We start from the raw sequence: 19,849 nt of genomic DNA, 5'->3' as shown, positions 1-19,849 counted from the left end.
GGGACCGGTTGCTACAGGAACCGGCCCGGTGCGTTACCTCGCAGCCGAGCGCGGCCTCGGCACGCCTGCGCAGTCCGCCCTGGTTCTCGGACGCCGCGGGCATCAGCCGTCCGCGCCAACCCATTCGACGGTGCCGTCGGAAAAGAACTGTTCCTTCCAGATGGGAACCTGTTCCTTGATCCGGTCCACGAGTTCGGAGCAGACGGCGAAGGCCTGGCCACGGTGTGCCGCGGATACCGCGCACACCAGGGCGGGATCGCCGATTTCCAGCATGCCGATCCGGTGCGCCGCCCAGATCCGGACAGGCTGCCGGACGGCGTCGCCGCCCGTGTCCGCCGAAGCGTCCTGTTCGGCAACCAGGCGGGCAACGACGTCGGCCATCACCTGGTGTGCCGTGGGGTGCGCACTGTAGCTGAGCCGCTCAACTGACTTGCCGGCGTCGTGGTTGCGCACCACGCCGCTGAAACTGACCACGGCGCCCGCGGTGTCGCTTTCCACCGCGGCAATCGCCTGATCAACGGAAATGGGGTCCGCGCTCAGGACTGCCCGGACCACCTCGAATGCTGCGTCAGTGCCCATGTCCGCCTTCCAGCTGGTCGCAGAGATGCCCGATCACCGGGTCCAGGACGGTCAGTCCGTCCATGACCCCCTTCGGTGAACCGGGCAGGTTCACAATAAAGGTTTTCCCCGCCGCGCCGGCGTGGCCCCTGCTCAGGGCGGCCAGCGGTGTCTTGGCCGCACCGGCCCGCCTGATGGCCTCCATGATGCCCGGGATCTCCCGGTCCAGCAGGGGCAGGGTGACGTCCGGTGTGCGGTCGTCCGGACTCAAGCCGGTCCCGCCGCTGGTGATGACGACGGCGGGGTGCTGGGTCAGGAGTGCCCTGATGGCGGCACCGACGGGCTCGCCGTCCGGGACCACCATGGCCGGGAACACGTCGAAGCCGTGCTCGGTGAGCCAGTCAGTGATCACCGGGCCTGCCTCGTCGTCATAGATCCCGGCGGCGGCGCGGGTGGAGGCGATCACCACCCCGGCCTTCCGTCCCTGCACGTCGCCGTGCCGGTGCGGCTCGGGTGCTCCGAGCGTGTTGGGGGTGGTCACAGCGCCCAGTCTCCGCTCTTGCCGCCGCTCTTGGCCAGCACCTTGATGTCCGTCAGGACAGCGTGCTTGTCCACGGCCTTGATCATGTCGTACACGCTCAGGGCAGCTACGGATGCGGCCGTGAGTGCTTCCATTTCCACTCCGGTGACGCCGCGGGTCTTCACGGTGGAAGTGATGGTGACGGCATCGGGTCCAAGGTCAAAATCAATCGTGACCTTGGACAGCGGCAACGGATGGCAGAGCGGGATGAGGTCGGGGGTCTTCTTGGCGGCCATGATGCCGGCCACCCGGGCAACGGCCAGGGCGTCTCCCTTGGGGAGCCCGCCGGTGCCCAGGAGTTCCATCACCCCTGTGGTGGTCCGGACCGTGGCAGTGGCCGTGGCTTCCCTGGTTGTCTCGGCTTTGGCGGAGACGTCCACCATCTGGGCGCTGCCGTCCTGGCGCAGGTGCGTCAGTGCGGGGGTCTGTTCTGCGTTCACAGCATCCATACTTCCACCTCGGCGCCGGCGGCGAGCTCCGTTACGCCGGCGGGAACGTGGACCAGGACGTTCGAGCCCGCAAGCGCATGCATCAGGTGGGAGCTCTCGCCGCCCTCCAGGCGGACGGTGCCGCCGGGCTGCAGGCTGCCGCGCCGGACCTGGTGCTTGGGCCCGGGGGACGTGAGCGCGTGGGCAAGTCGTGCCCGCAGCGGCAGCCTGGCCGCCGGTGCGCCCAGGAGCCCGGACAGCGCCGGGCGGAGGAACATCTCGAAGGACACCAGGCAGCTGACCGGATTGCCGGGGAACCCAAGGAAGGGGACGTCGTCGAACGTTCCCAGGCCTTGGGGGCCGCCGGGCTGCATGGCCACGTGCAGGAAATCGACGGGCTGTCCGGCCATGGCCTGCCGCACCACTTCGTAAGCGCCTTTGCTGACCCCGCCGGTGGTGACGATGAGGTCGGCACCCCGGCCTTGGGCGCGCAGCAGCGTCCGCAGTTCTTCCGGATTGTCGGTGGAAATGCCGGCCCGCCGGACGGTGAGGCCCGCCTGCTTCATGGCGGCTTCGAGGAGGGTCCCGTTGGAATCGTAGATCTTGCCGGGCGGGAGCGGCCGGCCGGGTTCCACCACTTCGTCCCCGGTGGTGACCAGCAGGACAGTGGGGGCCCTGTAGACCGGCACCTCCGCCATGCCCAGCGCGGCGAGCAGCCCCAGTTGCGCCGGTCCCAGGCAAGTCCCGGCGGCCAAGGCCCGCTCCCCCGCGGCGATGTCACTGCCGGCGTACCGCACGTATGTTCCAGGCCCGGTGGCGGGCAGCGTCACGGTGCCGCCCTGGCCGGGCTGCAGGAAGTGGTCCGGCACGGCCCGTTCGATGGGGACGACGGCGTCAGCCCCCGCCGGGATCACCGCACCTGTCATGATGGGCGCCGCAGTCCCGGGCTTGAGCGCCGGCGGGGTGGATCCGGCGGGTACCGGGGTCACGACTCCGAGGTCGGCGCCGTCGCCCGGAATGTCACTGGAACGGACGGCGTAACCGTCCATTTGGGAATTGGCGAACGGAGGAAGGCTGACCGGTGCGGCCACATCTGCCGCCAGCCCCCGGCCCAGTGCCTGGCCGAGCGGCAGCATTTCGGTGCGTCCTGCCGTGCGGAGCCCCTGCAGGAGTGCTGCGACGGCGGCGGCATGGTCAGCGACGGAGCGTGCGGGTTCCCGTCCGTGCCGGGCGTGGACGTCCGGAGGGTGGCCGTGCGGGGGGTGGCTGGTCATGGGTACGCCTTCGGTCGCGGACTTCAGGATTTCACGTCCACTCTAACCGTGTGGAATCCGGTGGCCCCGTCCGGCGCCGGTGGCCGCTCGGTTTCCTCCTGGGGTCGGCCCGTGAGGTCGGTGGCGCGGACCTGGACCTCATACTGCCCGGGGGTGAGGTCCGCGGCCAGTTTCCACTGGTACCAGGTGTCCGCGGACAGGCCCGATGCGAGCTCGGCTTCCCGCCAGGGTCCCCGGTTGACCCTCAGTTCCACCTTTTGGATTCCGGTGTGCTGGGCCCAGGCGACGCCCGCGAAGACCACGGACCCTGCGCTGACCGGGCGTCCGCTGCGGGGCACATCGATGCGGGAGGACGTCTTGATGGGGCCGCGCTCGGACCAGCCCCGCGGGGTCCAGTACCCAGCGTCATCGGCGAACCTGGTGATCTTCAGTTCGGTGATCCACTTGGTGGCGGACACGTAGCCGTAGAGGCCCGGGACGATCATCCGGACGGGAAAGCCGTGCTCCAGCGGCAGCGGCTCTCCATTCATGCCGACTGCGAGCAGCGCGTCCCTGGTGTCGGTGAGGACCTCCAGGGGTGTCCCGGCCGTCCAACCGTCGGAGCTCCTGGAGAGCACCATGTCCGCTCCGGGGTGGGGCCCGGCCTGTGCGAGCAATTCGCGGACCGGCCAGCCCAGCCAGCGGGCGTTCCCGATCAGGTCGCCGCCCACGCCGTTGGAGACGCAGGCGATGGTGATGTGGCGTTCGGTCAGCGGTTTTGCCAGAAGGTCCGCGTAGGAGAGCTGGACCTCCCGGTCAACCATGCCGGTGACTTTGAGGACCCAGTTGTCCGGGTTGACCGCCGGGACGGACAGCGCGGTGTCGATCCGATAGAACTCGCGGTTTGGCGTGACCAGGGGCGTCATTCCCGCCACGCCGAGGTCCGCGGCGGCCGGAACCGGCGGCGCGGGTGACGCCGGGACGGGCAAGGCGATGCGTGCCCTGGCGTCGCTGACGGCGCTTGTCGCCCCGCGCCAGGCGCCGGCCAGCACGCCGACCACGGCAGACACCGCCGCGGTGCCGGCAAGGGCCTGGAGGAAGCTTCGCCGGGAGCCGCCGGACGCAGCCGTTCCAGGGCCGCCTGCGTCCCACTCCTGCAGCTTGCCGGCGAGGAAGCGCAGGAGGACCACCGCCACCACCGCAGCAACGACCGGCAACGCAACGGCTACCGGGGTCATTTGGGCCCGTGTGAGGATGGCGGCGGCTCCGACGGCTCCGAAGACCACCACCACGGCCACACCCCTGAAACGGCGGCGGAATTCCAGCACCCCTGCCACTGCGGCCAGGATGGCAATGACCAGGGCCATGCCCGCCAGGAGCGCAGCTTTGTCTGCCGTACCGAAGACGGAGACCGCCCAGTCCTTGACACCCGGCGGGACGGCGTCGATGACGGCACCGCCAACAGCCGTCAGTGGCGAGAGGGAAGGGCTGAGAAACCCTGCGAGCAACTCCCCCACGGCCACGCCGCCGCCAACGGCGGCCACCCCTGCGGCGGCCGCCCAACCGCCTTTGGCGCGCGGGGCAGCCTGTAGCCGGACGGGACGTTCCTGCAGCTCCCCAAGGCGCGCGGCGTCGTCGTCCGCGGCCTTCTGGTTCCGGGAACTCTTCACACCTCCAGCATAGGTTTGCCACCGCCCGCCGGCACCGGGCCGCACGACTTGTCTGGACCTTTAGTTGCACCTGGGCCCGTCACGGGTGTGATGCGCGGCTCAACGTGGCGTAGCCTGAATTCATGAGTGTCCAGCTAGGCATGCCGCAGCCGCGGGAGGAAGCAGCATCGGCGCTGCCGGGCGTCCCCGCACCCCGCCCCGCTGACGCACCGGCCGGGCTGGTGGACCGATATGGCCGCCGCGCCACGGACATGAGGCTGTCCCTGACGGACAAGTGCAACCTCCGCTGCACGTACTGCATGCCGGCGGAGGGCCTTGAGTGGCTCGCCAAGCAGGCCGTCATGTCGGGCGCGGAGATCGTCCGCATCGTCCGCGTCGGCGTGGAGCAGCTGGGCGTGCGGGAACTGCGGCTGACGGGCGGCGAGCCCCTTGTCCGGCACGACCTCGTTGAGATCATCTCGGCGCTGCGGACCAACCATCCGGACCTGCCGATCTCGATGACCACCAACGGCGTAGGCCTTGCCAAGAAGGCGGCGGCGCTCAAGGCAGCCGGGCTGACCCGCATCAACGTCTCGCTGGATTCCCTGCACGAGGAAACCTTTGCCAAACTGACCCGGCGGCCGTTCCTGGACCAGGTCCTGGCCGGAGTGGACGCCGCCTGGGACGCAGGCCTGGGCCCGGTGAAACTGAACGCTGTCCTCATGCGCGGCATCAACGATCTGGAGTCGCCGCAGCTGCTGGCTTGGGCCCTGGAGCGGGGATACGAACTGCGGTTTATCGAGCAGATGCCGCTCGACGCCGACCATGGCTGGACCCGCCGCAACATGATTACCGCAGCCGAGATCCGCCAGCTGCTGTCCAGGGATTTTGTCCTCAGCCCGGATTCACGGGCCCGTGACGGTGCCCCGGCAGAACGCTTTGACGTACGACGACGGGCGGCCGGTTCGTTGGAGGCGGACGGTCCGGTGCTGGGAACAGTGGGGATCATCGCCTCCGTCACCGAGCCGTTCTGCGCGGATTGCAGGCGCACCCGCATCACTGCCGAGGGCAAAATCATGAGCTGCCTGTTCTCGCGCGAGGAGTTCGATTTGCTCGGGTTGCTGCGTTCAGGCGCGACTGATGATGAACTGGCGCAGCGGTGGCAGGATGCCATGTGGCTCAAGCCAAAGGCCCACGGCATGGACCACGTGGGACTGGACGCTCCGGACTTCGTCCAGCCGGACCGCAGCATGAGCGCCATCGGGGGCTGACAGAATGCTTGTACGTTACTTCGCTGCCGCACGCGCTGCCGCCGGCTTTGAGGAAGAGAAGTTCGACCTGCCCGCGGGCTCCACCATGGCGGACCTGCTGCAGGCGGTGCTGGCGGTGCCCCGCGCGGAGCCGCCCGCGGGGACCCCGCCGCTTCCGCGGATCCTGTCCCGCAGCAGCTTCCTGCTCAACGAGGTGGCCGTGCGGGACCATGCCACCGTTCTCGGCCCCGATGACGTGATTGACGTGCTGCCCCCGTTCGCCGGCGGGTAGGGCCGGCCCCCCATTTTCGGCCGGCACCGGCGAGCTCTTACGTTGCCGCCAAGCCACCGCCCCTGGGTGCCTTTCTTGCTTGCCGTGGGTGCCCGGCTACCTAAAATGTCAGTGCGTGGTTGGATGATGTTTTTATGGGAATTGGTGCGGATTTGGCGGTGGTGATGGAGGGTGTTCGCGCCTCTGTTGCTGCGCTGGATGTGCTGGTTCTGGAGGATGCTGCGCTTGAGGGTGCGGCGCTGGATCCTGCGGGGGCTGCGGCTAATTTGGTGACCGTTGCTGGGGCGGGTTTTGGGCGCGACGCTGGGGCTGCTGGTGTTAGTTTTGAAGCCGGCGCCGGTGTTGATGTGTTGGCGCGGCGGTATGGGTTGTGCCTGGAACGGTTGGATGTCGTGGCGCGGTTGGAGGCGCAGCTTGCGGCGGTGAAGGCCCGGGACGTGGCGGAGTGTGTCGGGTTGCAGCTGGCCATGACCCCGCCCGAGGCCCCGGTGGATGAGCGCACGTTCGCGGAGATGTCAGTGGTGGAGGAGATTGCCGGGGTCCTGACCATCAGTTCCGGGGCGGCGGGGGCCTTGGTGGGGCAGGCACGGCGGGTGTGTTCGCTGCCGCCTTTGTTTGAGGCCCTGGCCGCAGGTGCAGTGTCTTGGCAGCACGCGAAGGTCATTACTGATGAGGCCGAGGGCCTCACGCCCTCGGGTGTTGCCGGGCTGGTGGCGCATTTCTTCGACCCCGACGCACCCAACCCCGCCCGGGGCGCCGCACCCGGTGAGCTCGTGCCGTCCAGGTTCCGGGCCAAGGTCCGCAGCTGGCGGGAACGCCACCACCCCGAAACCCTGGAGAAACGGCATGCGAAGGGGGTGGCGGACCGGCGGGTGGACTACGCCCGGACCGGGACGGCATGGGCTGGATCTTGCTCCACCTGCCCGGGGACACCGCCTGTGCCATCTGGAACCGGAGTACCGCCACCGCCCGCGGCCTCCAAAGCCCTACGGAAGAGCGGACCCTGACCCAGCTCCGCGCCGACGTCGCCGCGTCCCTGCTCCTCGGCGCCGGGCTCAGCATTGCGGCTGCTGGGAGCACCAGCATCGCCAGCCCGGCCCTCGGCGCCGGGAGCGCCGCGGACGCGAGCACCGAACACGCCAGCGCGGCTACAACTGTGGCCGGCCGCGACACGGCTCCGGTGCATGCCACCGGTATAGCCAGCACCGAGGGTACTGGGACCGACGGTGCGGGGACCGCTGCCGGGCTTGGCAAGGTTCCCGTTCCGCGGGCGGATGTCATGGTCATGGTGCCGGTGTTTTCCCTGCTTGGCCTCACCGATGAGCCCGCCGTGCTGGACGGGTCCGGGCCTATCCCGGCGTCGATGGCGCGGAGGCTGGTCGCGGGCGGGGCGGAATCGTTCTACCGGGTCCTGGTCGACCCCCGCGACGGGGCACCCCTGGACATCGGCCGAACCCGCTACCGGCTGCCCGAGACCATCAAGAAATGGATCCGGATGCGCGACGGTAAATGCACCTTCCCCGGCTGCACCAACCGCACCACTGACAACGACACCGACCACCTCACCGCCTGGGAACACGGCGGCACCACCGGGGCCAGCAACCTCGGCCAGCTCTGCCCCAAGCATCACCGGCTCAAACACGCCCGCCCCTGGATACCAACCCCCGGAACAACGAATGAGCCACCCGGCTGGACCTCACCCACCGGCCGCCACTACAAACCCGAACAACCAGACCGTGAACCAACCCACTGGCCACCAGCAACCCTGCCGGTGAAAGTTGACGCGCTGCTAAATGAGAGGGGCGCCCCGCCGAGCACCTCAACTTCACCGGAGGTGACGACCACGCCGAACACTTCAACACTGCCGGACCCGGAACAGCCAATGGAGGATCCGGCACGGCAACTGCCGGACGCGGAATGGCAGCTGGAGGAACTGCAGTTCCTCCAGCTCATCGCCGGGATGCCCGCCTGGCCCGACCCGCCACCCGAGGAACCACCCGGCGATGAAATGCTTTATCCGGATGAGCTCCCGCTGACGGATTCCCTGTGGGACGACTTCCGCGCTGCACCGTTCCTCGTGCCGCCGGACGCAGCGAAGGACTGGGATCTCCTTCCGTCATAGGCGATTTCGAGGGAGGCGGACAATGCCGGCCATTCTTCTCAAGCGGGCGTTTGCAAGTCGTCGGGCCCGAGGTGCTATGCCCTAAATCCCGTTCCCAAGAGCCATGGCCAGGAGTGAAGCACGGCTGTGGACTCCGCAGGTTTGGAAGACATGTTTGAACTGGTCCTGAACGGTGTACTGACTCACACCCTGGGCCTCAGCCATAGTTTCCGTATCCGCCCCCGTTGAAGCCAATCGCAACAGCTCACCTTGCCGGGGTGTCAGGCCAAAGGCCCGGACGAACATATCCAGCCGGGAAGAAGCGGAACAGCCCTGGATCGTCACCGCCAGCGGCAGACCTGCCGAATCAGGCGCTCCTGACGCCATTCGGGTGGCCCGCAGGGTGGCCCAACGTCCCGCACCAATGTGCACCCTGCCCTCCGCTTCGTGGCTATCCACGCCCGCCTCCCTGGCAAGAAGCTGGGCTGCAACATTCAACACCTCAGCAGGCACGTGATGGTGCGGGGACGGTCCTGGCTGCAGCAACCGCAGCCATTCGTCGACCGACTCAGTCTGTCCTGCTATGCACAGGTCGTCGTTCAATGTCAGGACTGCCTGCGCCGGCAACGGAGGCTCGCCGTTATGGACGGAGCCGTTGCCGGAAGAAGCAGTCCCGGGCGCCACGTACGCCCGGAACTCTCTGGCCGCGGCCCTTCGCAGGCCTGCAGCTACTACTTCTGCAAGCGCAGCCAAGTGGGAAGCCTCCTGGTCGGTGAATGCGCGCGAATCGCCCGTCCGCCACAGATCGAGCCAGGCCCAGCACCCGTACTTGTCGGAAAAGACCGTGGAAAGTACGTCCCGAACGCCATAGCGTTGCATCACACCGTTCCACACCGGGCTGCGGGCCAAGTCCCCTTCTGTTGCCTGCAGCAGGGTTACGGCCGGAGAAGGCGAGCCCATCAGCACCGTCCATCGCGCAGGCTTGGAGAGGTACTTGAGGCGGACGAGCCGGGGTAGCTCCTGCGGGCAGGGAATCCTGGCCTGCGGGGCCATTGCCACCGTAGAACGGGGATCACAGAGAGGCCAAACATAAGCATCAAAGGGCACCGTCCGGGCCACCTCTGCCAGCACTGCCCTGCGGAGGGCCTGGTGGTCCAGTCGGGAGTCGACAACAAGATGCCGAATACGCTCTTGGCTCCGACTCTCAGCCCGGCCCCTGGTCATGTCCCCAGTATGCTCCCGTCTGCTTCGCAGCCGGCACACCGCTGCCCACCCAGATTTCTGGGATACCGCCTGCTCACCGGACCATCTAGCTTTGGCAACATATCCAGCCACCACTCGGAGCCGCGAGTGGCGGGGAGAGTAAGGAGAGACAGGAATGTACACCCTGCAGATCGAACACAGCATTACCGATTTCAGCACTTGGAGGTCGGCCTTTGACCGCGACCCGGTAGACAGAATCGCGTCCGGGGTACTGGCGCACAGAATAGGCCGCCCGGTCGGCGACCCTCACTACATTGTGGTTGAGTTGGACTTTGCCGATTTGGACAAGGCGGAGCAATTGCTGGCCAACCTGCGGGAACATGTCTGGCAGTCCCCCGCCAACGCCCCGGCTCTTGCCGGAGCACCAAAGACCCGCATCATCGAAGCGACATCCTGAACGCTCAATCAGTCACGGCAAAAGACCGAGCGCATGAACGGCTTGTAGGCAGAACCTCTTCCGTCCGCTCCTGCTTCCGCGGCGTCGCCGGCGTCGTCCTTGGCCAGGGATTTGAGCTCTGTGACGTGAGTCAGGACGTCGCCTTCCACCCGGATGGAGTGACGTGTCCAGCCTCCCGCGCCACGGCGTTCAACACGGAGGACGGGATCGCGCCAGGTACAGCGTGCCGCGGTACCCGGCGGAACCCCCGAACTGTCGATGTAGTACCAGAGCACATCGTTATGGACGGGGTCGACCGTGAAGATGCCGTGGCCTTCGAAGTGGCTGCCGTCGGGTTCAACGTGCCGGTAGCTCTGGACCACCCCTTGGCCCCCGGCCACTTGGCTGTACGTCACTTCGGCATCCAGGCTGCGTTCCGGGCCCCAGGGACCTGCAGCCACAAGCGTGCTGCCACGCCAGTGGCCCAGCAGCGCCGACAACGCCGCATGTCCGCGCTGGAGTCCTGGACCCTGCACCATCGCGCCGCCTCCTGCCCAAGGACAAGATGCTCATGGCCACCTGCCATTGGCATCCTGTAACTCAGGATGGACCTTGCCGCGCCACGACACCAGTACCGCGTCCCAGCCAGCTGGTTACAACCCGAACGTCTCGTCTTCATCGAACGGGCCCACAACGGTGACAGTGCGCGGCGCTGCGGCGAGTTCGGCGGCCAATTCCTGGACCTGCTCTGCGGTGACGGCTTTGATCTGGCGCAGGGTTTCGTCGATGTCCTGGTATTCGCCGGAGACCAGTTCGGCACGGCCCAACCGGGACATCCGGGACCCGGTGTCCTCCAGTGCCAGGACGATCCCGCCCCCGAGCTGCCCTACGGCCTTACGGAGTTCGTCCTCCGAAATGCCGTGCTCCGCGAGTTTGTCCAGCTCCACGGCCAGCAGTTCCAGCACCTGCCGGACCTTCGATGGCGTACAGCCCGCATACATCCCGAAGTAGCCGGCGTCGGCGTAGGACGATGCGAAGGAGTAAGTGGAGTAGACCAGGCCGCGCTTCTCGCGGATCTCCTGGAACAGCCGGGAGGACATGCCGCCGCCCAGGACGGCGTTCAGGACACTCATCACGTAGCGGCGTTCGTCAGTGGCAACGATGGTGGGGCACCCCATGATGATGTTGGCCTGTTCCACCGCGCGCTTGACCACATGCAGGCCTGCCGTTCCGGTGATCAGGGCGCGGTCCGTGGGACGCCGGCTGACCGGGGCCGCATCCGGTTCAAGCGACCAACCGGCAGACTCAAGGGCGTCCACCACAAGTCCGCAGACAACCGCGTGGTCCAGCCCGCCAGCGGCCGTGATCACCAGTTCCTCGGGCTTGTAGTACCTCCGGTAGTGGTCCCACACCGAGTCGCGGGCCACGGCCTTGATCGCCGCGGGGGTACCGCCGATCGGCCGGCCCAGCGGGTGGCTGCCCAGCACAGCGGCAACAAAGTGTTCGTGCGCAACATCGGTGGGGTCATCGCTGTCCATGGCGATTTCCTCGAGGATGACGTCGCGTTCCTGCTCCATCTCATCCGGGTCCAGGACTGCGCCGGTGATCATGTCCGCGATGACGTCGATCGCCATGGGCAGGTCCGAATCCAGGACACGGGCAAAGTAGCAGGTGCTTTCCTTGGCCGTGGCGGCGTTCGATTCGCCGCCCACCTCGTCAAACGCCGAAGCGATCTCCAGGGCGGTGCGCCGCCTGGTGCCCTTGAACAGCAGGTGCTCAAGGAAGTGCGTGGAGCCGTGCTGGCCGGGCGCCTCGTCACGGGACCCGACGCCTACCCAGAACCCGATCGTGGCCGACCGTTGGCCCGGCATCGCTTCGGTCAGTACCCGCACTCCCCCCGGCAGCACGGAACGGCGGACCTCGGACCCGCCGTCGGAGCCATGGACCAGGGTGTCGCCGGCGTGGTTCTGCTCAAGCGGCAGGGGTACAACAGTCATTGAAGCCTTTCAGGACGGGCAGCCGGATCTGGCTGCCATCGTAACAGCGGCGGGACCGGTGGATCATCCACCGGTCCCGCCGATTCATGCGTGTGCCCAGCGAGGGCTGTTAGACGTCAGCGCCTTCAGCGGGCTCCGAAGCGTGGGCGCGCTCGGTGTCGGCCGGAGCCTCTTCCTCGGCGACCACCGGGGCGAGCGAGAGCTTGCCGCGGTCATCGATCTTGGTGATTTCCACCTGGACCTTCTGGCCCACGGAGACGACATCTTCCACGTTGTCAACGCGCTTGCCGTTGGCCAGCTTGCGGAGCTCGGAGATGTGCAGGAGGCCGTCCTTGCCCGGGGTCAGCGATACGAAGGCACCGAAGGTGGTGGTCTTGACGACCGTACCCAGGTAACGCTCGCCGATTTCCGGGACCTGCGGGTTGGCGATGGCGTTGATGGCGGAGCGTGCTGCGTCTGCAGACGGGCCGTTGGTGGCGCCAATGTAGACGGTGCCGTCGTCCTCGATGGAGATGTCGGCGCCGGTGTCTTCCTGGATCTGGTTGATCATCTTGCCCTTGGGGCCGATGACCTCGCCGATCTTGTCCACGGGGATCTTGACGGCGATGACGCGCGGTGCGAACTCGGAGAGCTCGTCCGGGGTGTCAATGGCCGAGTTGATGACCTCGAGGATGTGCAGGCGTGCTTCGCGGGCCTGCTTCAGCGCTGCCGCCAGCACCGAGGCGGGGATGCCGTCGAGCTTGGTGTCCAGCTGGATCGCCGTGACGAACTCGGAAGTACCGGCAACCTTGAAGTCCATGTCACCAAAGGCGTCTTCGGCACCGAGGATGTCAGTGAGGGCTGCGTAGCGGGTCTGGCCGTCCACCTGGTCGGAGACCAGGCCCATGGCGATACCGGCAACTGCCGCCTTCAGCGGCACACCGGCGTTCAGCAGGGACAGGGTTGAGGCGCAAACGGAACCCATCGACGTCGAACCGTTGGAGCTGAGAGCCTCGGACACCTGGCGGATGGCGTACGGGAACTCCTCGCGGGACGGCAGCACCGGAACAATGGCGCGCTCTGCAAGGGCACCATGGCCGATTTCGCGGCGCTTGGGCGAACCCACACGGCCGGTCTCGCCGGTGGAGTACGGCGGGAAGTTGTAGTTGTGCATGTAGCGCTTGCGCGTCACCGGCGACAACGAATCGATCTGCTGCTCCATCTTGAGCATGTTCAGCGTGGTGACACCCATGATCTGGGTCTCGCCGCGCTCGAAGATGGCGGAACCGTGAACGCGGGGCAGGACCTCGACCTCGGCGGTGAGCTGGCGGATATCCGTCAGGCCGCGGCCATCGATGCGGACCTGGTCCTTGAGGATGCGCTGGCGCACCACGTGCTTGGTGACCGAGCGGAACGCTGCGGACAGTTCCTTTTCGCGGCCTTCGAACTGGCCGGACAGCCCAGCGATGACCTCGTCCTTGAGTGCGTCGGAAGCGTTGTCGCGTTCCTGCTTGTCGGCGATCTGGAAGACGGCGGCAAGCTTGTCGGCTGCAGCGGATTCGACGGCGGCGTACGCGTCATCCTCGTAGTCCAGGAAGACCGGGAACTCGACGGTGGGCTTCGCAGCGCGGGCGGCGAGATCGGCCTGGGCGTCGCAGAGAGCCTTGATGAACGGCTTGGCGGCCTCGAGGCCCTCGGCTACAACCTCTTCGGTGGGGGCGGTGGCGCCCTGTTCCTTGATGAGGTTCCAGGAGTTGTCGGTGGCTTCGGCTTCAACCATCATGATGGCGACGTCGTCACCGGCAACGCGGCCGGCGACCACCATGTTGAAGACCGAGTTCTCCAGCTGGGAGTGCTTGGGGAACGCGACCCACTGGGAGCCGTTTTCGTCGTTCACCAGGGCCACGCGGACGCCGCCGATGGGGCCGGAGAACGGGAGGCCGGACAGCTGGGTGGACATCGAGGAGGCGTTGATGGCCACGACGTCGTAAAGCTCGTCAGGGTTGATCGCCAGGACGGTCACCACGATCTGGACCTCGTTGCGCAGGCCCTTGATGAAGGCGGGGCGCAGCGGGCGGTCCATCAGGCGGCAGGCCAGGATGGCTTCGGTGGAGGGGCGGCCTTCGCGGCGGAAGAACGAACCCGGGATGCGGCCGGCAGCGTACATGCGCTCTTCGACGTCGACCGTGAGCGGGAAGAAGTCGAAGCCTTCGCGTGGGTGCTTGCCTGCGGTGGTGGCGGACAGCAGCGCGGTGTCATCGTCGATGTACACCATGGCTGCGCCGGCGGCCTGCTTGGCGAGGCGGCCGGTTTCGAAGCGGATTACACGCTTGCCGAAGCGGCCATTGTCAATGACAGCCTCTGAGAACTGGATTTCGGGACCCTCCAAGAGAGTCACCTCCGTTTCTGTTTCACGGAAGTCCAGCCGCATCAACCCAGCCCAGCATCTGTCTACTGGCCCTTGCACCCGGTCATCGATCGAGACCCACGGGCCGCCGGCTTCAGTCGACGAAGCCGTTCCCGGGGATCACTACCGAGGACCGCGAATGCGTGATGCGGTTGATCCTCCTGTTTAGTTTTTCATTTGAAGAAGGCGGCCCGTTCCGGAGGGAAGGGGCCGCCCCAAAGCCAGACTAGCGGCGCAGGCCGAGGCGCTCGATGAGCGAACGGTAGCGGGCGATGTCAGTCTTCTTGAGGTAGCTCAGCATGCGCTTGCGACGACCAACCATGGCCAGCAGACCGCGCTGGGTGTGGTAGTCGTGCTTGTGCTCCTTCATGTGCTCAGTCAGATCCTTGATCCGCTGGGTCAGGACCGCAACCTGGACCTCGGGTGAACCGGTGTCGCCTTCGGCGGTTGCGTATTCCTTGATGATGGACTGCTTTACAGCGGCTTCAAGTGCCACAATAACTCCTTGGGAATGTGCCGTGAGGGCCCAGGTCAGAAGTTCACTGCCGGGTCTGCCGTGCACGTCCTGCTCCGGAAACCGGGGAAAGCGTCAACGACAGGACCCAGCCGCCACGGACTGCAGCCGGATCCATCGTCCAGTTTACCGGCCCGGGCCTAACCTTGTCGAAACAGTGCCGGCGGAGCCGCCGCCCCGTCCGGTCCCGGCGTCAGCCCTGCAGCCGGTCCCTGATCGCCGCCATGCCGTGGAGCACTTCGGCGAAGCTGGTACTCAGCGGCGACAGGCCCACCCGGATGCCATGCGGTGAGCGGAAGTCCGGGATGACATCACCATCCCAGAGACCTTCCACTGTGGCTTTGCTGAAGGCCGGATGGTCCACGGTGATGTGGCCGCCCCGCTCCCCCGAATCCCTGGGCGAGGCCAGTTCGGCACCCAGCGGGGCCAGCCAGGCGTCGAAAACGTCGATGGCGAAGGCCGTCAGGGCCACGGACTTTTCCCGAATCGCGGCCATCGAGGCTTCCTCGATGAGGTCAAGGGTGCCCTGCATGGCGATCATGCCGAAGATGGCGGGGGTGCCGCTAAGGAAGCCGCGGATGCCTGCGGCCGGTGCATAGCCGGCGGCCATCTCGAAGGCGTCCTTGCGGCCCATCCAGCCCCAGATGGGCTGGTTGAGCGCCGGCAGGTGCCGGGCATTGACGTACGCGAAGGCGGGTGAGCCGGGCCCGCCGTTGAGGTACTTGTAGGTGCACCCGGCGGCGAAGTCGACGTCCGCGGCGTCCAGGCCGATCTCCACCGACCCGGCGGAATGGCAAAGATCCCACACCACCAGCGCGCCGGCGTCGTGCACTGCCGCGGTGATCCCCGGCAGGTCCGCCAGGTGGCCTGAGCGGTAGGCGATCTGGCTGAGGAGGACGACGGCGGTGCGCGGCCCGGTGGCTTGGCGCACCTGGTCAAGGGTCACGCCGGCGGCCGGGTCGGGATCGATCCAGCGGAGGGTCAAGCCTTCTTCGAGGGCGATGCCTTCCACCAGGTACCGGTCCGTGGGAAAGTTCCCGGTATCCAGCACGAGCTCGTCGCGGTCCGGGTCCTGCACGGCCGCGAGGGCGGCGCGGAGCAGCTTGTAGAGCACCACAGTGGTGGAATCGGCGATGATCGTTTGTCCGGGAGCGGCTCCCAGGACAGCGCGGCCCAGCTGGTCCCCAATGGCCTCCGGCATGGTCAGCCATTGTTCGTCCCAGCCGCGGATGAGCCGCCCGCCCCACTCGTTCCGGACGAAGGCGGCGACGTCGTCGGCGGTCCTCTTCAGGGGCCTGCCCAGGGAGTTGCCGTCAAGGTAGGACAGCGGGGTGTCCGTTCCGATGAAGTGGTCCCGGTAGTGCGCCAGCGGGTCCTGGCGGTCCAGTTCCCGGGCCCGCTCGCGGAGCGCTTGCAGGGGAACGCCGGTGGGGGTTTCCTGGTGGGTGCTCATTGTCCGATCTCCGTCCTGACAGCGAATAGTTCCGGGAAGAACGTCAGCTCCAGGGCCTTCTGCAGGAAGGTGACCCCACTGGAGCCGCCGGTGCCTGTCTTCATGCCGATGGTCCGCTGGACGGTGCGCAGGTGCCTGAAGCGCCAGAGCTGGAAGTTGTCCTCCAGGTCCACCAGTTCCTCGCATGCCTCGTAGGCCGCCCAGTTCTCTGCGGCGTTTTCGTAGATGTGCTTGAAGAGCGGCACCAGGTCCGGGGTGAACTCGTGGGCCCGGGTTACGTCCCGGTCCAGGACGGCGGCGGGCACGTCGAATCCGTGTCGGGAGAGGTAAGCCAGGAATTCGTCGTAGATGCTGGGGGCGGCGAGCAATTCCGCCAGCATGGCGTGTGCCTCGGGATCGGATTCGAAGACCGGAAGCATCTTGCGGTTCTTGTTTCCCAGCACGAACTCGACGGCCCGGTACTGGGCGGACTGGAAGCCCGACGAGTTGCCCAGGAAGCCGCGGAACTGTGAATACTCGGTGGGTGTCAGGGTGGCCAGCACGGACCATTGTTCGGTGAGGGTCTTCTGGATGTGCTTGACCCGGGCAATGCCCTTCAGTGCCGACCCAAGGTCGTCTGTCCGGAGCCAGGCGGCAGCGCTTCGCAGCTCGTGCAGGACCAGCTTCAGCCACAGCTCCGTGGTCTGGTGCTGGATGATGAACAGCAGCTCATCGTGGTGTTCGGGCTCGCTGACAGGTTTCTGGGCACTGAGCAGCGTGGGCAGCTGCAGGTAGGAGGCGTAGCTCATCCGCGAACTGAAGTCACGGACGATCCCTTCGTCGAGCTTGCGGGTGTTCTTTTGGACGGACACGCACTGCCTTTCGTTGTTGTGGCCCGGGCAGTGCTGTCAGCGGCCGCCCAGGAGCTGATGGGCCTCGGCCACATCGAGCCGCATCTGGTCCACCAGTGCCTCAGGGCCACGATAGGCCACCATGCCCCGCAGCCGTTCGACGAATTCCACGATTACTGTCTGGCCATACAGATCGAAGTCCTCCACGGCTTCCTTGGGCCTGTCGATGACGTGCGCCTCGACTTGCCGGCTGACGCCGTCGAACGTGGGATTGGAACCCACCGAGATCGCCGCCGGCCACCGCGTTCCGGCCTGGTCAACCAGCCAGCCTGCGTAGATGCCGTCGGCCGGGATCAGTCCAGTGGCATTGGGAGCGAGGTTTGCGGTGGGGAAGCCGAGCGCCCTGCCGCGGGCGGCACCGTGGACCACTTCGCCGCGCATCCGGTGGGGCCGGCCCAGCACGGCGGCGGCGGTGGCGACGTCGCCCTCCTGCAAGGCCTCACGCACCCAGGTGGACGAGCAGCGCCGGTCGGTGGCGTCATCCTCATGCAGCGGGTAGCCCTCGGAGCCGAATTCGCTGATCACCTGGACGTCGAAGCCGAACTTTTCGCCCAGCGCCTTCATGGTCTCCAGGTCTCCGGAGTTGCCCCGGCCGAAGCGGGCGTCGTGGCCGATCACCACGTGGCTGGCGTGCAGGCAGTCCACCAGATACTGCTCCACGAACTCCTCCGCGGTCAGGCTGGCAAGGTCCAGTGAGTATTTGACCACCAGGACGGCGTCAAGGCCGAGCTCGCCCAGGGCCTCCAGCTTGTCCTCCAGGCCCATGATCAGCTCCGGCGCGGTTTCGGGGCGGTGGATCAGCGCCGGGTGGGGATCGAAGGTGACGGCCACAGCCTTGGCGTGCGCGAGGCGGGCCGAGCGGATCAGCTGGGACAGCACCTGCTGGTGGCCGCGGTGAACGCCATCGAAGTTGCCGAAAGTGACAACGGATGGGCCGAAGTCCGCCGGGACATCGGACGGATCGTTCCAGATGTAGACCATCACCCTCGCCTTAAGCTGCCTGCAAAAATCGGTGTTCCGGAGCCATGCCGGCGGCGGAACTCTTCAAGGTTACCCGGATTCACTGCGCCGCTTTGGCCTGCGACGGGCGGCGGCGGTACAGCCACACCAGACCAAGGATGGGCAGCAGCAGGGGGATGAAGCCGTAGCCCCGTCCAAACAGGGACCAGACGGTCTCATGCGGGAACTGCACGGAGTCCAGGACACTCAAGGTCCCCACCACCAGGACACCGGCCAGTTCCACGAGTACCGCCGCGACGGAGACCTTGAACCAGGTGGTGCCTGCCTTGGCCAGGGAAACCGTGGCCACCACGTACACCAGCGCGGCGAAGGCCGAGAGCAGGTATGCCAGCGGGGCCTCAGAGAATTTGGTGAGGATCTGGTAGCCGGCGCGTGCGGTGGCGGAGATGGCGAAAACCCCGTACACCGCGATCAGCAACCTGCCGGGCCCGGTGTTGCGGGTGTTGCGGGCGGGTGCGTTGGCGGCCGGGCCGGCCTGCTGGTCTTTCATTTTGATGCTTCTTCCACTTCAGTACCAGATCTGGTTCATTCGTGCGGCCATCACCAATGCGGTGACGCCGACGGCGGCCAGGACAAAGTTGCTCCATCGGGTCCGTTCCAGGATGGACCAGTAAACCGCTGCCGGGGGCAGGAGCATGGCGGTGGCCATGTAGCCCCAGAATTCCCAGGCTTCACCCGCGATGTGTTCGCCGGCGATGACCCGCACGATTGAACCCACCAGGTAGACCACGAGGGCCACTTCAACGACGGCAACGGAAAGGATGGTGACGTCGTTCGGCGCCTTCTTGAGGATTCCCGCGCCCAGGCAGGCCACCGTGGACACCAGGCCGACGACCAGGATGATCCAAAAATATGCGTCCACGCTTACGCCTCCGCGGCGGTGCCGTTACCGGGCGCAAAGACCAGCACCGGTTTAGCGTAGCTGCCGGCGTCGGCGAGCAAAGCCACCAGGGAGCCGTCGGGGGCGAAGGCAGCGGCCGGGTGCTCCGCCGTGGCGGTGCCGGGACTGCCGGGGGCCGCCCCGGCAGCGATGCGCCGGCCGAAGGAAATCTCCGTGGTTTCCTCAGGGCTCAGTTCACGGTTGGGCATGAGGGCCCGGGCGGCCTGCGACATTTCCAGGATGTTGAGTTCTTCGGCGAGTTCTTCGAGGGTGCGCGCCTGGTCAAGGGTGTAGGGGCCCACCTGGGTCCTGCGGAGGGCGGTGAGGTGCCCGCCGACGCCGAGGGCATTGCCGAGGTCCCGGGCGAGGGCCCGGATGTACGTGCCGGAGGAGCATTCAACGGTGACATCGAGGTCAATCACATCCGCCTCCGGATCCCGCCGGACAGCATGGACCTCAAACCGGTGGATGGTGACGGGCCGCGCCGCGAGCTTGACGTCCTCGCCGGAGCGCACCCGTGCGTAGGCGCGTTCGCCGTTGACCTTGATCGCGCTGACGCTGCTGGGCACCTGCTCGATCCCGCCGGTGAGGGCTGCGACGCCGTCGTAAATTGCCTGCTCACCCACGCCGGACGTGCCGGACGTGGCGGTGACCTCGCCCTCGGCGTCGTCCGTTACGGTCGACTGGCCCAAGCGGATGGTGGCCGTGTAGGTCTTGGAGGTGCCCACGATGTAGGTCAGGAGCCGGGTGGCTTTGTTGATGCCAAGGACCAGCACGCCGGTGGCCATGGGATCCAGGGTTCCTGCGTGCCCCACTTTCCGGGTACCTGCGAGGCGCCGCATCCGGCCAACCACATCATGGCTGGTCCATCCCTGCGGCTTGTCCACTATCACCAGTCCAGAAAGCACGCCTCCCAGTATATCGGCGCAGGTTGGGGCCGCCGCACGCCAAGCGGCAGC

The 19,849-nt window shown here is 66.9% G+C and carries 20 protein-coding genes and 1 pseudogene; 5 read left to right on the top strand and 16 right to left on the bottom strand.

What is annotated here, in order from left to right:
- Positions 1-102: 102 nt before the first annotated feature.
- The 5 genes from AB4Y79_RS12275 to AB4Y79_RS12255 are packed head-to-tail and all read right to left on the bottom strand — an operon-like array spanning position 103 to position 4,342.
- A complete protein-coding gene (locus AB4Y79_RS12275) occupies positions 103-579 on the bottom strand; it encodes a molybdenum cofactor biosynthesis protein MoaE (protein WP_308931442.1) in 477 nt (158 codons plus the stop codon).
- A complete protein-coding gene (locus tag AB4Y79_RS12270) occupies positions 569-1,099 on the bottom strand; it encodes a MogA/MoaB family molybdenum cofactor biosynthesis protein (protein ID WP_441862042.1) in 531 nt (176 codons plus the stop codon). The genes AB4Y79_RS12275 and AB4Y79_RS12270 overlap by 11 nt, the downstream gene beginning before the upstream one ends.
- Entirely contained in the window at positions 1,096-1,587 is a 492-nt protein-coding gene (gene moaC, locus AB4Y79_RS12265) for a cyclic pyranopterin monophosphate synthase MoaC (RefSeq protein ID WP_441862040.1), read from the bottom strand. The genes AB4Y79_RS12270 and moaC overlap by 4 nt, the downstream gene beginning before the upstream one ends.
- Entirely contained in the window at positions 1,575-2,840 is a 1,266-nt protein-coding gene (locus tag AB4Y79_RS12260) for a molybdopterin molybdotransferase MoeA (RefSeq protein ID WP_441862038.1), read from the bottom strand. The genes moaC and AB4Y79_RS12260 overlap by 13 nt, the downstream gene beginning before the upstream one ends.
- Positions 2,841-2,863: 23 nt before the next feature.
- The gene (locus AB4Y79_RS12255) at positions 2,864-4,342 is read right to left on the bottom strand and encodes a molybdopterin-dependent oxidoreductase (RefSeq protein WP_441862175.1); all 1,479 of its coding nucleotides are present in this window, start codon (positions 4,340-4,342) and stop codon (positions 2,864-2,866) included.
- 269 nt (positions 4,343-4,611) lie between these two features.
- Between AB4Y79_RS12255 and moaA the strand changes: the two genes are divergently transcribed.
- The 4 genes and pseudogenes from moaA to AB4Y79_RS12235 form a co-directional block, all read left to right on the top strand.
- Complete coding sequence (gene moaA / locus AB4Y79_RS12250; protein ID WP_441862036.1) at positions 4,612-5,739, top strand: GTP 3',8-cyclase MoaA; 1,128 nt, start codon at positions 4,612-4,614, stop codon at positions 5,737-5,739.
- Positions 5,740-5,743: 4 nt separating this feature from the next.
- The gene (locus tag AB4Y79_RS12245) at positions 5,744-6,010 is read left to right on the top strand and encodes a MoaD/ThiS family protein (RefSeq protein WP_441862034.1); all 267 of its coding nucleotides are present in this window, start codon (positions 5,744-5,746) and stop codon (positions 6,008-6,010) included.
- Between the two features lie 134 nt (positions 6,011-6,144).
- A complete protein-coding gene (locus tag AB4Y79_RS12240) occupies positions 6,145-7,017 on the top strand; it encodes a hypothetical protein (RefSeq protein WP_441862032.1) in 873 nt (290 codons plus the stop codon).
- Positions 7,018-7,268: 251 nt separating this feature from the next.
- A pseudogene (locus AB4Y79_RS12235) lies at positions 7,269-8,132 on the top strand (HNH endonuclease signature motif containing protein); the annotation flags it as partial.
- 81 nt (positions 8,133-8,213) lie between these two features.
- Here the strand turns inward: AB4Y79_RS12235 and AB4Y79_RS12230 are convergent.
- The gene (locus tag AB4Y79_RS12230; RefSeq protein WP_441862029.1) at positions 8,214-9,077 is read right to left on the bottom strand and encodes a helix-turn-helix transcriptional regulator; all 864 of its coding nucleotides are present in this window, start codon (positions 9,075-9,077) and stop codon (positions 8,214-8,216) included.
- Between the two features lie 412 nt (positions 9,078-9,489).
- Between AB4Y79_RS12230 and AB4Y79_RS12225 the strand changes: the two genes are divergently transcribed.
- Entirely contained in the window at positions 9,490-9,771 is a 282-nt protein-coding gene (locus tag AB4Y79_RS12225; RefSeq protein ID WP_441862026.1) for a hypothetical protein, read from the top strand.
- Between the two features lie 8 nt (positions 9,772-9,779).
- On the opposite strand, the gene AB4Y79_RS12220 is transcribed toward AB4Y79_RS12225, so the two are convergent.
- The 10 genes from AB4Y79_RS12220 to truB all read right to left on the bottom strand — a co-directional run bounded on the left by AB4Y79_RS12220 (position 9,780) and on the right by truB (position 19,798).
- Positions 9,780-10,289 carry a DUF1579 family protein gene (locus tag AB4Y79_RS12220; RefSeq protein WP_441862023.1) on the bottom strand — a complete coding sequence of 170 codons (510 nt, stop codon included), beginning with the start codon at positions 10,287-10,289 and terminating at the stop codon, positions 9,780-9,782.
- 114 nt (positions 10,290-10,403) lie between these two features.
- Complete coding sequence (locus tag AB4Y79_RS12215) at positions 10,404-11,747, bottom strand: M16 family metallopeptidase (RefSeq protein ID WP_441862021.1); 1,344 nt, start codon at positions 11,745-11,747, stop codon at positions 10,404-10,406.
- A gap of 109 nt (positions 11,748-11,856) precedes the next feature.
- Positions 11,857-14,115 (bottom strand): polyribonucleotide nucleotidyltransferase, encoded by a 2,259-nt coding sequence (locus AB4Y79_RS12210; protein WP_441862172.1) that lies wholly within the window; start codon positions 14,113-14,115, stop codon positions 11,857-11,859.
- A 244-nt stretch (positions 14,116-14,359) separates the two neighbouring features.
- The gene (gene rpsO / locus AB4Y79_RS12205) at positions 14,360-14,629 is read right to left on the bottom strand and encodes a 30S ribosomal protein S15 (RefSeq protein ID WP_163164502.1); all 270 of its coding nucleotides are present in this window, start codon (positions 14,627-14,629) and stop codon (positions 14,360-14,362) included.
- Positions 14,630-14,840: 211 nt separating this feature from the next.
- Positions 14,841-16,100, bottom strand: a complete 1,260-nt coding sequence (locus AB4Y79_RS12200; protein WP_441862018.1) for a kynureninase — start codon at positions 16,098-16,100, stop codon at positions 14,841-14,843.
- Positions 16,097-16,951 carry a tryptophan 2,3-dioxygenase gene (gene kynA / locus AB4Y79_RS12195; protein ID WP_441862016.1) on the bottom strand — a complete coding sequence of 285 codons (855 nt, stop codon included), beginning with the start codon at positions 16,949-16,951 and terminating at the stop codon, positions 16,097-16,099. The genes AB4Y79_RS12200 and kynA overlap by 4 nt, the downstream gene beginning before the upstream one ends.
- Before the next feature lie 36 nt (positions 16,952-16,987).
- Positions 16,988-17,971: a bifunctional riboflavin kinase/FAD synthetase gene (locus tag AB4Y79_RS12190; RefSeq protein ID WP_441862013.1), complete on the bottom strand. Its 984-nt coding sequence runs from the start codon at positions 17,969-17,971 to the stop codon at positions 16,988-16,990.
- A 79-nt stretch (positions 17,972-18,050) separates the two neighbouring features.
- Positions 18,051-18,500: a hypothetical protein gene (locus AB4Y79_RS12185; protein ID WP_441862011.1), complete on the bottom strand. Its 450-nt coding sequence runs from the start codon at positions 18,498-18,500 to the stop codon at positions 18,051-18,053.
- An 18-nt stretch (positions 18,501-18,518) separates the two neighbouring features.
- Entirely contained in the window at positions 18,519-18,872 is a 354-nt protein-coding gene (locus AB4Y79_RS12180; RefSeq protein ID WP_441862008.1) for a hypothetical protein, read from the bottom strand.
- Between the two features lie 2 nt (positions 18,873-18,874).
- Positions 18,875-19,798: a tRNA pseudouridine(55) synthase TruB gene (truB, locus tag AB4Y79_RS12175; protein ID WP_441862006.1), complete on the bottom strand. Its 924-nt coding sequence runs from the start codon at positions 19,796-19,798 to the stop codon at positions 18,875-18,877.
- Positions 19,799-19,849 lie beyond the last annotated feature (51 nt).

Origin of the sequence: Pseudarthrobacter sp. YAF2 (assembly GCF_052113345.1) — a bacterium.
Classification (GTDB): domain Bacteria; phylum Actinomycetota; class Actinomycetes; order Actinomycetales; family Micrococcaceae; genus Arthrobacter.
Note: the sequence above shows the minus strand (reverse complement) of the source record. Positions and strands in the feature narration are given on the sequence as shown.

What these genes read in the sequence shown, in the direction of transcription:
- AB4Y79_RS12275 (WP_308931442.1), bottom strand. Translation starts at nt 579, where the DNA reads ATGGGCACTGACGCAGCATTCGAGGTGGTCCGGGCAGTCCTGAGCGCG.
- moaC (WP_441862040.1), bottom strand. Translation starts at nt 1,587, where the DNA reads ATGGATGCTGTGAACGCAGAACAGACCCCCGCACTGACGCACCTGCGC.
- AB4Y79_RS12260 (WP_441862038.1), bottom strand. Translation starts at nt 2,840, where the DNA reads ATGACCAGCCACCCCCCGCACGGCCACCCTCCGGACGTCCACGCCCGG.
- moaA (WP_441862036.1), top strand. Translation starts at nt 4,612, where the DNA reads ATGAGTGTCCAGCTAGGCATGCCGCAGCCGCGGGAGGAAGCAGCATCG.
- AB4Y79_RS12245 (WP_441862034.1), top strand. Translation starts at nt 5,744, where the DNA reads ATGCTTGTACGTTACTTCGCTGCCGCACGCGCTGCCGCCGGCTTTGAG.
- AB4Y79_RS12240 (WP_441862032.1), top strand. Translation starts at nt 6,145, where the DNA reads ATGGGAATTGGTGCGGATTTGGCGGTGGTGATGGAGGGTGTTCGCGCC.
- AB4Y79_RS12225 (WP_441862026.1), top strand. Translation starts at nt 9,490, where the DNA reads ATGTACACCCTGCAGATCGAACACAGCATTACCGATTTCAGCACTTGG.
- AB4Y79_RS12220 (WP_441862023.1), bottom strand. Translation starts at nt 10,289, where the DNA reads ATGGTGCAGGGTCCAGGACTCCAGCGCGGACATGCGGCGTTGTCGGCG.
- AB4Y79_RS12215 (WP_441862021.1), bottom strand. Translation starts at nt 11,747, where the DNA reads ATGACTGTTGTACCCCTGCCGCTTGAGCAGAACCACGCCGGCGACACC.
- AB4Y79_RS12200 (WP_441862018.1), bottom strand. Translation starts at nt 16,100, where the DNA reads ATGAGCACCCACCAGGAAACCCCCACCGGCGTTCCCCTGCAAGCGCTC.
- AB4Y79_RS12190 (WP_441862013.1), bottom strand. Translation starts at nt 17,971, where the DNA reads ATGGTCTACATCTGGAACGATCCGTCCGATGTCCCGGCGGACTTCGGC.
- AB4Y79_RS12185 (WP_441862011.1), bottom strand. Translation starts at nt 18,500, where the DNA reads ATGAAAGACCAGCAGGCCGGCCCGGCCGCCAACGCACCCGCCCGCAAC.